The following is a 14614-nucleotide window of genomic DNA, read 5'->3' on the forward strand; positions in this document are numbered from 1 at the left end:
AATAAAATTTGTATCCATTTGACAATATGAATTGTCAATTATGGCAAGTTAGGTTATAACACATACAAAATAAGATAAACATTTTAGGAAAGTACATGACACAATTGGCCGATTCCATCCAGATTCGTAATACCCAGTTTAAAAACCGTATCATTAAAGGTGCCATGAGTGAGGCATTGGCCAATGATGCAGGCCAACCTAATCAGGCCCATTTAAAGTTATATGAAGCTTGGGCCAAAGGTGGTTTAGGCTGTGCGATTACAGGTAATGTCATGGTGGATTTTCGTGCCAAGAATGAACCCGGTGTAGTGGTAATAGAAACTGAACGTGACCTGGAAAAGTTAAAAGCCTGGGCGAATGTCGGAAAACGTCATGGTATGGTACAACTGGTACAGTTATCTCACCCTGGACGTCAATGCCCAAAAGGCTTGAATAAAGAAACCGTAGCACCTTCAGCTGTACCTTTCAGTCCAGCACTGGTGATGAGTTTCGCTACGCCACGTGAACTGCGTGAATATGAAATTTTAGATATTATCCAGCGCTTTGCGACTTCAGCTGCTATTTGTGAAAAGGCGGGATTTGAAGGCGTGCAGTTACATGGGGCACATGGTTACCTGATTAGCCAGTTTTTATCGCCACTGACCAATAAACGTCAAGACCAGTGGGGTGGTAGTATTGAAAACCGCAGCCGATTCTTGCTAGAAACCTATAAGGCAGTACGTGCAGCAACTTCAGAGAATTTTATCATTTCAGTAAAATTAAATTCGGCAGACTTCCAGCGCGGTGGCATTAGTGAAGAAGACGTTATTTATGTTTTTAAGGCGATGGATGCAGCCGGGATCGATATTATTGAAGTTTCTGGTGGAACCTATGAAGCACCCGCAATGGCAGGGGTAAAAGCAGAGAAACGTAAAGCATCAACGGTTGCCCGCGAAGCCTATTTCCTCGATTTTGCCGAAAAGATCCGTCAGGAAGTTAATTGTCATTTGATGGTAACGGGAGGCTTCCGTACCGCAACAGGTATGAATGCAGCCCTAGATAGTGGCGCATGTGATTTTGTCGGTATTGCACGTCCATTTGCAGTCGAGCCTGATCTGGGTAACCGTCTGGTTGCAGGACAGGATGTACGTTATGCAGTGGAGAAAATTAAAACTGGTATTCCAATGATCGATAAGATGGCGATTATGGAAATCATCTGGTATGCCGCGCAATTTAAAGAAATTGCCAAAGGTAATCGACCAAATCCAAAACTGTCGCCTTTAAAGGTATTTTTAAATTACGTAAAAGGTAATGTGAAAGCTGTGATTAAAGGTCAGATCAATTCACGTAAATCGGCTTAATGTGCATAATGTATTGAAGCAAAAACAGGGCATATACAATGCCCTGTTTTTTATGAATGATCTTTCTAAGAATAAGTCATGGCTTGGGTCTGGAAAGGGAAGAGCAGCTGGGAAAGCTGACGTGTTGCCCACAAGCCTACTTCCTGATGATGCATATGCGGTGCTACATAAGGAATCAATAAATCAATCTTTTGTTCGGCAGCGGCACAGCGATTCAGACGGCCTTTCAGCTGATGAATCTGTTGCTGGTCAATACGGTTCAGCACTGGTTCCATCTGGTTATGTACTTGGGATCTGCTACGTGATGACAGACGAGCAGCTAAAGTCTCACCTTGAATCCAGTCTTTAATAATTTGTTTTTCAGTCGCATTAAATACACCAAACATTTTGCCATCTGGATCATCAATCATTTTCCAGAAACGGCTTTGTTCTACAGGTGCATCTTTTACAATCCAGCCTTTTTCAATCATGACTTTCAGGAAGTCTGCAATCAGTGCCGGATCGGATAACCATTCATTAATGGTCTTGCCACTAAACTGGCATTTCTGGTTATGGATATATTGTCCAATCAGCGCTTTGTTCTGGAACACTTTCAAAGCCAGTTTTTCAGTATCCAGTTGCTTGATGATCTGGGTAGAACTTTTGCCAATGTCATTCAGCACATAACCTTTTTTAATCAGGTCTAGATACTGGGCAGGATCTTCAGCGAGTGCATATTGATCTAAATACGCTTGCAGCGATTTTTGTGCATGACCATTGTGAGCATTATCAATAGTAATGTGCACATTGAAGTAATGCGGATCAATACCCAGTTCAGACAGCTCATAATTGGTAATTAACAGGTGTAATGGCAGCTGCTCATAACCCAGATTAAAGCCAATTACCAGCGGTAAATATTCTGGCGATGCATAAGCTAGTGCCAGTTGAACGGCTGCCTGTTCATAATAGCTGGCATCTAACTGTTCAGCATAGCTGTTCAACTCATAATGATTCAGCAAGTCCTGATACATGGTGACATGATTGGCGCGGGTATGACCCATACCCAGTTCTTCCAGATAGATATAAATCAGGTCTTTGGTTTCTGGACGATTCCAGTTTTGTACAGTCGAATAAAGCCATGAGCCGTCTACCAGTTTTACAGGTGCGACTTTGGCCAGGAACTCAAATGCATGTGACACAGTCGGGAAGTACTCGCGTCCTTGCTGCCGTTTACGCCGTTCTACATACGACTGGAAAATTGCGCAGGTTTGGTGGTGCTGTTCCAGAAAATGTTGCTCTACATGTCTGGGTTGATCCAGCCATTCCAATCCAGCCACATCAACTTGATGGATTAAACCTCTTAAATAGTTCTCAGCCTGTTCGGTCTTTACTGTCGTCGAAATCTGTTGATCTTGAAAGAAGTTGACCCAATCTTTAAAGTTATTAAATTGATGATTATGATTTTTAATAGATGATTCAGGCGAACTTAACTTTGTACTGACGAACATAATCTGATCCTTGCAGATATATTATGCTTTCTACCTTAACGACATGCTTATACCACCGGTGTTGATTTTTTGTTCGGATTTATAGTGCGATTGCTGTAAATGAAAATGAATGGATAACGAGTTGAAGAGAAATGTAAAAGAATAAGATTTTGAATGAATTATTTATAAACAAATAAAATTGCAATCGAGACAATTTGATCAAACATTAAAAAAACAGGAATGAAGGAACATGCAATAAAAAAGCCCAAGTCATCATGCTTGGGCTTTTTTATGAGAAGTTAATTAAATTAACCATCTCGAATATGGCGTCCCTACGGGGATTCGAACCCCGGTTACCGCCGTGAAAGGGCGATGTCCTAGGCCTCTAGACGATAGGGACAATGTAGAAGTGATATTTTAAACCAGAACTTTTGATCTAAAGTAATGGCGTCCCTACGGGGATTCGAACCCCGGTTACCGCCGTGAAAGGGCGATGTCCTAGGCCTCTAGACGATAGGGACTTAATAAAATATTACTTCTGAAATTGGCGTCCCTACGGGGATTCGAACCCCGGTTACCGCCGTGAAAGGGCGATGTCCTAGGCCTCTAGACGATAGGGACGTTTCAGAGGTGGGCGTATATTAGGGTGAAAACATGGGGGTGTCAAACGCTTTTCCAGAGTTTTTTGGAATTTTTCTTTTGAGTGCATAAATTTAAAACAATATTAGTAGAATACTTGAAAAATGCCGGATTTAAGCCGGATTTTTAAGTAATTCCAGAATAGCTTCAACGACCTGAGGATGTAGTAAATAGCCAGTAATATCATGTGGACGGTGAATATGTGTACGAATGCCATGATTGATGATTTCAGGTTCAAACTTGAATGGCGGTTGAGTAAGCGGAATGGCAGTAAGATAATCATCCGTTGAATAGAAATTGATCCAGTCGCCTTTAATTGCCTGAGGTCGTACCACTGGCTGTGCCAGGCTGGATTGAATCACCTGGAAAGCTAATGGCGAACCTAAAGTAATAAAACGCTGTACATTCAGTTCAGGGTGCTGGATGAGATGATTATAGGCAATCACACTTCCTAAAGAATGAGCAATGACAATGCAGGGTTTGCGACCACTCAGTTGTCGGGCAATCCGTTCATGTACCTCTCTCATGAAATCAGGGTTATCGAGATAAAGATAAGTTTCAATCAGAAATCTCTGCAATAGAGTGCGATGCAGAGTGGGAAAATAATTGAGTAATAAGGCAAAATCCCGAAGCGCCACATTCCTGCCGAGAGCGGTAAAATAATTGAATTTCTGTCTGAAATCCATGGTGTCACTTGAACCGGGTTGGGAAAAATCGGTAATTGTGGGCCTACGCCAGCCAGGACGTGGAACAGGGGCAGGAAGCTGAGGTTGAGCTGGCTTGCGAAAAGGAAAGCTGGGCCATTCCTGTGGTATCAGGGTGCCGGCTTCTAGAATATTGCGGACGTTATAACGTGAAAGCAGATCGCCATAAAATGGAATACGAATGTGACGTTTTAAATAGCTAAATCTGGCATCTTGTTGGTGTTTGCGCATCCCTTTTTGAAGTATATGGAGCCAGCGTTGGCGGATGGAGGCAGCGCTATGATGTTGCTGATTCATTCCATGAATAAAAATAACTTTCATCGACACCCCACTGAGTTCGATAGAATTATATTTACAGTATAGAAAAAATTAACGTAGCAAAAGCAGCGCTTTTTGTGGTGTTAATGTGTAAATTATCTTTGATAAAACAATAATTAACAGACATATGTATATTTGTAAAAATGTCATAAATAAACCAGAAAATGAGTAGGTATGGATAAAGAATTTGACTCAGCAGAAAAATAGTACAAAGAAAATATTAGAATTAAATCTGTAAATTGAGATGCTTTTTAGAGTAATTCCAGCAGGGCTTCGATGACTTTCGGATGCTGGACATAGCCATCAATATCATGCGGATGATACATTGAAGTACGAATCTCCCGATTGATAATTGCCGGCTGAAACTGAAAAGGCGGTTCTGATAATGGAAAGGCAGTTAAAAAGTCATCACTGCAATAAAAATTAATCCAGTCACCTTTAATAGCTTCTGGCCGGTGAACAGGCTGTGGCAAATGTTCCTGAATGACCCGGAAAGCCATTGGTGATCCCATACTGATAAAACGCTGTACATTCAGTTCTGGATGCAGAAGCAGATAATGATAGGCAATCACACTTCCTAAGGAATGAGCTATCAGGATACAGGGTTTATCGCCATGCAGTTGCTGGCCAATTCGCTGATGCACCTGCTGCATGAATGTGAAATTTGCCAGATAAGAATAGGTTTCAATCAGAAATTTTTTGATCAGCGTATCATGCAGGCGAGGGAAATGATTCAGTAAGATCACAAAATCCCGTAATAGAGTATTCCGGCTCAAAGTACTAATAAACTTCACCTTCTGGTTAAAGGTCATGGCATCCTCAACCTTTAGCTCGGGAATTTCACAAATTTCAGGTGAATATTGATTGAGATGGGGTGGTGGTGGCTGGGATTTAACTGGCTGATGGAAGGGAAAGCGAGGCCAGTCTTGTGGCATCAAGGTGCTGGCATTTAGCACATTATGTAAATGATGACGGAACAGCAAGTCGCCATAAAAAGGAATACGGATATGCCGTTTCAGATAAGCAAAATGTGCCTGTTGATGTAACTGTTCCAGACCGCGTTTTAGCAGACTGAGCCAGCGTTGACGCAAAGACGCAGAGCTGAATTTCTGCTTGTTCATGCCATGAATATAAATAATTTTCATCGACACACCACGCTGGCTGCCTAGAACATTTTCAGTATAAATAAAAGAAAGCAGCCGAAGCTGCTCTTTTAATCATTTTAATGTTTAAGCATTTTTGTGATAGAACTTGTAGTAGCTGCCATAGCACAGTGCGATAAACAGCAGACAGCCAAAGAAACTGATCCGCATGCTCGGATCAAACACCATACTGATACAGGTAATCAGACAGAAAAGAAAACCCAGGATCGGTACGATCGGGAACAATGGCGCAGCAAAATCAAGATCCTTCGCTGTTTTACCCTGTTTGTACCATTCACGGCGGAAGTTGAACATGCTGAGACAGATGCTCATCCAGACCACTACCATGGTAAATGCTGCAATACCTAGCAAGTTAGTGAAGATAGTTTCCGGGGCAAACTGTTCAGACAGCAAACCAGGCATACCACCAATCATGGTGACAATGACTGCAATATAAGGTACACCACGCGCATTTAAGCGGGAAAATACTGCTGGTAACTGTTTGCTGTAAGACAATGACCACATCATACGGGATGCAGCGAATAGACCTGAGTTAGCAGCAGACAGCAGTGCTGTGATAATCACAAAGCGGATAATATCTTCGGCATAAGGAATACCAATATGCTGGAATACTGTCACGAATGGACTGCTACTGACACCTTCAGCTGCCAGACCTGCTTCCTGATGCGGAAGAAGGGAGGTCACCACAATAATCGTACCTACAAAGAAAATCAGTAAGCGGAAAATTGCAGTATTAATCGCTTTTGGTACATTTTTGGCAGGATCTTTGGTTTCACCCGCAGCCACACCAATCAGTTCTGTGCCAGAGAATGCAAAGTTTACAATCAGCATGGTTGTGAAGATTGGGAACAGACCTTCCGGGAACCAGCCTTGAGCTGTCAGGTTACTGAATAGCGGAGCAGTTTCCTGTCCTTGATAGCCTACTACACCAAATATAGCGAGTAGGCCAAGCAGGATAAAGGTTACGACAGTAACGACTTTCACCAGTGCCAGCCAGAACTCGGACTCTGCAAACCAGCGAGTGGAAATCATATTCAGTGCGAATACGAAAGCGCCAAAAATCAGTGTCCACATCCACATGGAGCTATCAGGGAACCATTCCTGCATTAATAAAGCTGCAGCGGTAAATTCGGTTCCCAAGGTCACTGACCAGGTCAGCCAGTATAGCCAGGTAATGGTGTAGCCAGTCCCTGGTCCAATATAGCGTTTGGCATAGGCGCCAAATGAACCCGATTCGGGCATATGAACGGCAAGTTCACCCAGACATAGCATAACCATGTAAGCGATGATCCCGCCAAGGAGATAAGCAAGAATGGCACCTACAGGCCCCGTTTGTGCAATGACTTCACCCGAACCTAGAAATAGGCCTGTTCCGATTGCGCCACCAAGCGAAATCATGACCAGATGTCGAGTACTCATAGCGCGTTTTAAAGGCGCAGAATTGCCCTGATGCGTAGCATCATTCGGAGATGAGTGCATAGGAGTCAAAAAATAAAAGAATGAAGCGGGTTATTGTAGTGAAAAACTACAAATCTGCAACGTATTAATATGGATTATGTATAAGACTTGATCGTGAGCGATCAGATAATGGCGTCCCTACGGGGATTCGAACCCCGGTTACCGCCGTGAAAGGGCGATGTCCTAGGCCTCTAGACGATAGGGACGTTGCGAGGTGATGGCTATATTAAGGACTAAGCCGGACTTTGTCAAAAGAGTTTTTACTAAAATGTATTTAACAGTTTAAACATTAGGCAAAACAAAAACTTTATTTTATTAAGATATTATTTTCTGAACGGATTTACCTGATATGAAAAAATAAACCCAATCGGAATTGGGTTTATTAAAGAAATTATTTCAGTTCAAAAGTTTAGAATTTAAGCTTTTTGATGATAAAGCCAATAGTAACTTGCATAACATGCTGCCATAAACAATAAACAGCCAATAAAACCAGAGAGCATTTCTGGGTCAGCTGCCATACTCAGACCAGTTGCAGTACAAGTTACAAAACCTAGAGTGGGAACTAAGGGGAACCAAGGTGTACGGAATTTTAGTTCAGAGACGCTATGACCAGACTTCAGCCATTGGCGACGGAAATTAAACTGGCTCCAGCAGATACTCATCCAGACAATCACCATGGTAAAAGCGGCCACGCCCATCAGGTTTTTAAAGATGACATCTGCACCAAATTGTTCAGAGAGCAGACCAGGCAAGCCGCCAATCATGGTGACCCAAACTGCTACATAAGGCACGCCGGATTTGCTGACTTTGGCAAATAGTCGCGGTAACTGGTTTTGTGAAGACAATGCCCACATCATACGTGAAGCTGCATAGAGTCCAGAGTTTGCAGTAGAGAGCAGCGCAGTGATAATTACGAAACGGATAAAGTCTTCCGCATATGGAATACCCATTTGGGTAAACACGGATACAAACGGACTGCTGCTTAAGCCCCCATGACCACCGACCTGTAAACCCGCATCGGTATAAGTCAGCAGCGAGCTAATCACGATAATGGTTCCGACAAAGAAAATCATCAGACGCCATACCGCAGCATGAATCGCTTTCGGTACATTTTTCTCAGGATTTTCGGTTTCACCGGCAGCGATCCCGATCATCTCGGTACCATTAAAGGCAAAGTTCACGATTAGTAATGTGGTGAATAACGGAATTAAACCGTTTGGCAGCCAGCCATGTTCAGTCAAATTATTGAACAGTGGCGCAGATTCATAACCTTGGAACGGAATAAAGCCAAAGATACAGGCAAAGCCCAGAATAATAAAAATCAGTACAGTCGCGACTTTCACCAGCGATAGCCAGAATTCTGATTCGGCAAAGGTACGGGTTGAGCTTAGATTGGAGAGCAGAACACCTGCAGCAAAGATCAATGTCCATAACCAGATCAAAGTTTGCGGAAACCATTCCTGCATCAGAATCGCAGCGGCAGTAAATTCGGTACCCAAGGTGGCTGACCAGCCCAGCCAGTACATCCAGGACACCATATAGCCTGTACCCGGCCCAATATAATGGGTTGCAAAGGCACCAAAAGAACCAGACACAGGTAAATGTACGGCCAGTTCACCGAGGCAGAGCATTACCATATAGGCGATCAAGCCACCAATAATATAGGCAAGGACTGCGCCCAAAGGCCCAGCCTGTGAAATGACTTCACCTGAACCCATAAACAGGCCGGTACCAATTGCGCCACCAAGGGAGAGCATGATCAGATGACGTGTGCCCATGGCACGTTTTAATGACGGAGTTTGACCCTCAATAGACGAATGCTCTGAAGGTGGAGAGGGAGATTGCATAGCTCAATTAAAAGGAGAGATGTAAAAAAAGTATTTTAGTTTTAATTATGTGAAATATCACATAAATTGGAATTTCCTCATAAAGTTGTTTATTTAATTTGAAAAATAAATATTTGCGAAGTCTCTTAAAAACTAGTGATCTGGGGTCTGGTATTGCTCAGTTGATGTTTTTTCAGCAGGCGTAGTTTCTGCTTGATTCTCAGCAGTTTTATCATCGCGACTGATCACATAAATATAAAGCGCTGAAGGTGCCAGAATGAGTAAAACAAGCAAGATTTTCTTTAGCATGGGAAAATTGATCAAAACCTAACATCAACTTGATTATAGCCTAAGCAAACGAGAAAGTGCACCAAACTCAGTCATGCGGAATTTATAACAATAGGATTGAAAGCAATAATAAGAAAAAGAGTTTTCTTGGAAAAAATGAAAGAAGAGTGGAGTAAATAAGATGGCGTCCCTACGGGGATTCGAACCCCGGTTACCGCCGTGAAAGGGCGATGTCCTAGGCCTCTAGACGATAGGGACGTTTAGAAGATGGCGGTATCTTATTGATCCGCCACCAAAGTGTCAAGCAGGTGAGGTGCGAGTTTGTTTAAAATATAGCAAAACAGTTCCGCAGTCTTTTGCGTATCGTATAACGCAGAGTGTGCTTCTTTGCCATCAAACTCAATACCGGCCTGAATACAAGATTTAGCCAGAACCGTTTGACCAAACATCACCGCACTTAACGTCACGGTATCAAACACAGAAAAACTGTGGAACGGGTTCTGGTTTTTGGTTCCGGTACGGGCAATTGCTGCCTGTACAAAGCCCAAATCAAAATGCGCATTATGACCGACCAAAACGGCATGCGTACAGTTTTGCTGACGACGCACTTCATTGACTGATTTAAAAATACGTTTCAACGCGGTTTTTTCATCTTCAGCCATCGCGATCCGCATTGGATTTGACGGGTCAATCCCGATAAATTCCAAAGAGCGGCGATCCAGGTTGGCACCTTCGAAAGGATTGATATGTGCATGGTAAGCTTCACCAGGCACAAACTGACCATCTTCATTATAAACAATTGGAATGGCCGCAATTTCTAACAAGGCATCAGTCTGTGCATTAAAGCCTGCTGTCTCAACATCGACAACAACAGGCAAAAATCCACGGAAACGCTGACCAATGACTGGAAGAGTTTCATTTGTCACATTTTTCTCCATTGAATGGTTTTTCCTGCATATAGCGGAACGATTTTTTCACCATCCAAGTAGTCTAGACTTTCAGGAATAATTTGATCTTCTTTGACCAGCGTAATGGTTTTGGTATTACGTGGGAGGCCGTAGAAATCTGCACCAAAGTGGCTGGCAAAACCTTCTAGACGGTCGATTTTACCTACTTGATCAAAAGCCTGAGCATATAACTCAATTGCAGTAGGAGCACTATAGCATCCTGCGCAGCCACACGCATTTTCTTTGGCATTTTTTGAGTGCGGTGCACTGTCGGTGCCTAAGAAAAATTTAGGATTACCGCTGGTCGCTACTTCAAGCAACGTTTGCTGATGCGTCTGACGTTTTAAAATTGGCAGGCAATAGAAGTGCGGTTTGATCCCACCAACCAGCATATCATTACGGTTAAACAGTAAGTGCTGTGGAGTAATGGTCGCAGCTACATTACGATCCTGTTCCAGCACGAAATTAGCTGCTTCGCTGGTGGTAATGTGTTCCAGAACCAGTTTCAGTTTCGGGAACTGTTTCAGTAACGGTGCTAAGACTTCGTCTAGAAAGCGTTTTTCACGGTCAAAAATATCGACATGGTTATGCGTCACTTCACCGTGCAGCAATAAAGGCACCTGATGCTCTTCCAGCTGTTCAATAACTGAATATACTTTACGAATGTCGCTTACACCGCTATCCGAGTTGGTGGTTGCGCCAGCAGGGTAAAGTTTAATGGCATTGACATGATCAGAATCTTTAATCTTTTTGACTTCACTTGGAGAGGTATTATCTGTGAAATACAGCACCATGCGTGGATCAAAATCGCTACCTTCAGGAACATGCGCCATAATACGTTCACGGTAGCTTAATGCTTCTTCCACAGTTTTAACTGGGGGAACAAGATTCGGCATACAGATTGCGCGGGAAAACTGTTTGGCTAGATCAGGAACGGTGCGTTGCAGAGCGAGACCATCACGCAAGTGGGCATGCCAGTCGTCTGGCTGGAGAAGGGTAATCGTATTCAAGGCGAATTCAATCGGAGAAATAAAACAAATGATAATGCATCTATGCCCAAAATGGTAACGAGAAATATATACAAAATAAGGGATATCTATAAATTAATTTATAAAAGTATGATATTTTAAAATTAATAAAAAAATTACATAATTACTTGGCAATGGAATACAAGTACAATCTAGCAAAATTGCAAGATGAAAAAGAAAAAATAGAAGAATTAATCACACGGCAAAGTCAGCGTGTAGGTTCGATTTTCCCTCAGAATCTGGAACAGGAGTTCTGGAGCAAAAACCTGGAGCGGGCACGTAAACATGTCGAAAAATATGTTTGGGCAGGAGTACTGACCTATTTTATTTTTCTGCTCGTTATGGTTCCAACGGACTACTGGATTATCGATTCACAATATTTCGTACAAGATTTTGTGCGCTGTATGCTGGGGCTGATCAATGGTAGTCTAGCTTTACTTGCTTTTTATTTCTTCTCCTGTCTACCTAAAATCAAACGCTTTTTTCCGCAAGCTTCCATGCTGCTGATGTTCTGGATGATAGTCTCGACCTCCTATCTGACCATGTCCATTCAAACAGTAAGCTTGCAACATCAGTCGATGGCGATCATCACCATTATCTACATTCTGGGTTATATTCTGACCGGAGTAAAACCTTTACAGATGTTAATCACGGGGTTATTTGCTGCACTTTGTACAGTCTGGCTGTTATCCATATTATCGATCGACTTTAATGCGCTGGTCTTGGGACGGATTCTGATCGGCAGTAGCCTATTGGGATGTGTGATTAGTTATATGCTTTTTGCCCGTGAGCGAATGATTTTTCTCTATACTATGCGGGCCAGAATCAGTGAGAAAATTCAGCGGATTCATACCACAGAATTACTGCATTTAAGCCAGCATGATGAACTGACCAAAATCTCTAATCGACGAACTTTCGATGAAACACTGGATATCTTTTTTGAACGTTCCCGTCGTAATCAGCATGCTTTGGCGATTTTGTTTATCGATGTCGATCACTTTAAAAACTATAACGATTTTTATGGACATCAAAAAGGGGACGATGTTATTTCCAGTATTGCCTTTACCATTAAAAATGCGATCCGGCATATGGACTTTGTGGCCCGTTATGGTGGTGAAGAGTTTGTCGTACTGCTTCCGGAAACCGATGCGCATGGCGCCTATGCAGTGGCTTCCAATATCTTTAATGCAATTGAGCGTCTGGAAATTCCACATGAGAAATCTGGTGTAGCTAACCATATCACCATCAGTTTGGGCATTACCGTTTATCGTGGTGAATACTTCATTGATAAGGATGCTTTGTTGGGAATTGCCGATCAGGCGTTGTATCGAGCCAAACAGCTAGGACGGAATCAGATTTATTATCAGTCGATCCGCACTGCAAATCCAAACAGTGTGAATGTCTAAATCGAATCTATAAAAAAACCGCTCAGATGAGCGGTTTTTTTGACTTTAACAAACTTATTTGTTTTTGTCTTTTAATTGAGGTACTGCAGAACCTGTACCTACTGCGAGTAAGCCAGAATCTGTATAGATACCCAGTTTCGCACGTGTATCTGTGATATCCAGGTTACGCATAGTCAACTGACCGATACGATCCGCTGGAGAGAACATAGAATCACCTTTCTCCATAGTCAAACGCTCAGCTTCATAAGTGAGGTTAGGAGATTCAGTGTTCATGATGGTGTAGTCATTACCACGACGCAGTTCTAAAGTCACAGTACCAGTGATAGCTTTAGCTACCCAACGCTGTGCAGTTTCACGAAGCATCAATGCTTGAGAATCGAACCAGCGACCTTGGTACAGAAGACGACCCAAACGAAGACCGTTGATACGGTATTGTTCGATCGTATCTTCGTTATGAATACCAGTGACCAGACGTTCATAAGCGATGTGAAGAAGGGCCATACCCGGAGCTTCGTAGATACCACGAGATTTCGCTTCGATGATACGGTTTTCGATCTGATCCGACATACCTAGACCATGACGGCCACCAATACGGTTCGCTTCAAGAATGAACTCAACTGGATCTTCGATACGTTGACCATTGATTGCAACAGGGAAACCTTCTTCAAAAGTAATCGATACTTCTTCAGGTTTGATTTCAACTTCTTCTTTCCAGAATGCAACGCCCATGATTGGGTCAACGATTTTGATACCCGCATTCAGGTATTCAAGATCTTTGGCTTCGTGAGTCGCACCCAACATGTTTGAGTCAGTTGAGTAAGCTTTCTCTTTTGACATTTTGTAGTCAAAGCCATTGTCGATCAGGAACTGTGACATTTCTGCACGGCCACCTAGCTCGTCAATGAAGGTCTGGTCTAACCAAGGTTTGTAGATTTTCAGGTTAGGGTTAGTCAACAGACCGTAGCGGTAGAAACGCTCGATGTCGTTACCTTTATAAGTAGAACCGTCACCCCAGATGTTCACGTCATCTTCTTTCATTGCAGTTACCAGCATGGTACCTGTTACTGCACGGCCAAGAGGAGTCGTGTTGAAGTATGGAACGCCACCTGTAGAAATGTGGAACGCGCCACATTGAATTGCAGCAATACCCTCTAATGCAAGCTGTAAACGGCAGTCGATCAAACGTGCTTTTACTGCGCCATAAGCTTCAGCTTTTTTTGGAATCGCATCGTAATCGTCTTCGTCTGGCTGACCCAGGTTTGCTGTATAAGCATAAGGTTCAGCGCCTTTTTGTTTCATCCACAAAAGAGCTGCAGAAGTATCTAGACCGCCAGAAAAGGCAATACCAACTTTTTTGCCTACTGGGACATTCTGCAAGATAGTTGCATTATCAGACATTGTTCATCCTAATGATATGAAATAGGCACGCCAGAAGTGGTGGCCTGAAAAAACACATATTGCGTCAATTGTATCATTATTTTATTTAGGTTTGCTTTAGAAAAGAAAAACTCGTTTCAAAATCTTGATTCAATAGGCTTAGATAATCATAAAATTACCGTATTTTTGACAAATGCTTAAAAAATAGGAAAATCTGGGAAGATTCAATAACATCATTAAAAAAACATCTTCAGGATAGCCCTCATGAGCCCAAATATTCCTCCTTTACCTAATCTGCAACCGGCTGCCAAAAATGAAACCCTGTCGATTGTGCATGGAATCTATGCCGGTTTGCTGGTTTTTAGTACGGTTGCATTTTTATATCTGGAATATCAGCAGTCGACGATTTCCATGTTGAGTCTGGTTATTGTGTTGCTACTTTTGGCTGTGCTGATTGTTTTGAATATTCAGGCCTGTCTCAAGGTAAAACAGGGCAATGGTTCAGGACGCACCTTGTCCAGAATTATGGCGATCCTGATGCTGCTCAGTTTTCCCATTGGTACAGTACTCGGTGTAATTGCCTTATGGAAATCGAGCAAAAATCAATGGCAGCAATAAATTCACCATTAAGGTACGGCATAAATATCACAATTG

Annotated in this window: 12 protein-coding genes and 5 tRNA genes; 3 read left to right on the top strand and 14 right to left on the bottom strand. The window is 42.6% G+C overall.

The annotated features are described in order from the left end of the window. Positions 1-95: 95 nt before the first annotated feature. Positions 96-1340 (top strand): NADH:flavin oxidoreductase/NADH oxidase family protein, encoded by a 1245-nt coding sequence (locus tag ACWM1W_RS04660; RefSeq protein WP_214001437.1) that lies wholly within the window; start codon positions 96-98, stop codon positions 1338-1340. 65 nt (positions 1341-1405) lie between these two features. On the opposite strand, the gene ACWM1W_RS04665 is transcribed toward ACWM1W_RS04660, so the two are convergent. The 13 genes from ACWM1W_RS04665 to pyrC all read right to left on the bottom strand — a co-directional run bounded on the left by ACWM1W_RS04665 (position 1406) and on the right by pyrC (position 11159). Beyond that, a complete protein-coding gene (locus ACWM1W_RS04665; protein WP_214001436.1) occupies positions 1406-2827 on the bottom strand; it encodes an iron-containing redox enzyme family protein in 1422 nt (473 codons plus the stop codon). A gap of 303 nt (positions 2828-3130) precedes the next feature. Continuing rightward, a tRNA-Glu gene (locus ACWM1W_RS04670) sits at positions 3131-3206 on the bottom strand. Positions 3207-3251: 45 nt separating this feature from the next. Continuing rightward, a tRNA-Glu gene (locus ACWM1W_RS04675) sits at positions 3252-3327 on the bottom strand. Positions 3328-3351: 24 nt separating this feature from the next. After that, a tRNA-Glu gene (locus tag ACWM1W_RS04680) sits at positions 3352-3427 on the bottom strand. A gap of 131 nt (positions 3428-3558) precedes the next feature. Next, entirely contained in the window at positions 3559-4470 is a 912-nt protein-coding gene (locus ACWM1W_RS04685; protein ID WP_005234779.1) for an alpha/beta fold hydrolase domain-containing protein, read from the bottom strand. A gap of 248 nt (positions 4471-4718) precedes the next feature. Then, the gene (locus tag ACWM1W_RS04690; RefSeq protein ID WP_214001435.1) at positions 4719-5612 is read right to left on the bottom strand and encodes an alpha/beta fold hydrolase; all 894 of its coding nucleotides are present in this window, start codon (positions 5610-5612) and stop codon (positions 4719-4721) included. A gap of 84 nt (positions 5613-5696) precedes the next feature. Continuing rightward, a complete protein-coding gene (locus ACWM1W_RS04695) occupies positions 5697-7109 on the bottom strand; it encodes an amino acid permease (RefSeq protein ID WP_214001434.1) in 1413 nt (470 codons plus the stop codon). Between the two features lie 109 nt (positions 7110-7218). After that, a tRNA-Glu gene (locus ACWM1W_RS04700) sits at positions 7219-7294 on the bottom strand. Between the two features lie 210 nt (positions 7295-7504). Further along, positions 7505-8935 carry an amino acid permease gene (locus ACWM1W_RS04705; RefSeq protein WP_214001433.1) on the bottom strand — a complete coding sequence of 477 codons (1431 nt, stop codon included), beginning with the start codon at positions 8933-8935 and terminating at the stop codon, positions 7505-7507. A gap of 132 nt (positions 8936-9067) precedes the next feature. Further along, on the bottom strand, positions 9068-9223 hold the full coding sequence (locus ACWM1W_RS04710) for a hypothetical protein (RefSeq protein ID WP_214001432.1): 156 nt from the start codon (positions 9221-9223) through the stop codon (positions 9068-9070). 161 nt (positions 9224-9384) lie between these two features. After that, positions 9385-9460, bottom strand: a tRNA-Glu gene (locus ACWM1W_RS04715). Between the two features lie 20 nt (positions 9461-9480). Continuing rightward, the gene (rnt, locus tag ACWM1W_RS04720) at positions 9481-10140 is read right to left on the bottom strand and encodes a ribonuclease T (protein WP_034704922.1); all 660 of its coding nucleotides are present in this window, start codon (positions 10138-10140) and stop codon (positions 9481-9483) included. Further along, a complete protein-coding gene (gene pyrC, locus ACWM1W_RS04725; protein WP_375725719.1) occupies positions 10125-11159 on the bottom strand; it encodes a dihydroorotase in 1035 nt (344 codons plus the stop codon). Before pyrC ends, rnt begins: the two co-directional genes overlap by 16 nt. A 152-nt stretch (positions 11160-11311) precedes the next feature. Here pyrC and ACWM1W_RS04730 point away from each other — a divergent pair, with 152 nt between their 5' ends. Next, positions 11312-12583: a GGDEF domain-containing protein gene (locus tag ACWM1W_RS04730; protein WP_214001430.1), complete on the top strand. Its 1272-nt coding sequence runs from the start codon at positions 11312-11314 to the stop codon at positions 12581-12583. Positions 12584-12637: 54 nt separating this feature from the next. On the opposite strand, the gene argG is transcribed toward ACWM1W_RS04730, so the two are convergent. After that, the gene (gene argG / locus ACWM1W_RS04735) at positions 12638-13981 is read right to left on the bottom strand and encodes an argininosuccinate synthase (RefSeq protein ID WP_005234795.1); all 1344 of its coding nucleotides are present in this window, start codon (positions 13979-13981) and stop codon (positions 12638-12640) included. Positions 13982-14224: 243 nt separating this feature from the next. Here argG and ACWM1W_RS04740 point away from each other — a divergent pair, with 243 nt between their 5' ends. Further along, positions 14225-14578, top strand: coding sequence for a hypothetical protein (locus tag ACWM1W_RS04740; protein WP_034170456.1), 354 nt, complete (start codon positions 14225-14227; stop codon positions 14576-14578). The last annotated feature ends 36 nt before the right edge of the window (positions 14579-14614 follow it).

This window comes from Acinetobacter sp. TW_SC_4, from assembly GCF_054861205.1.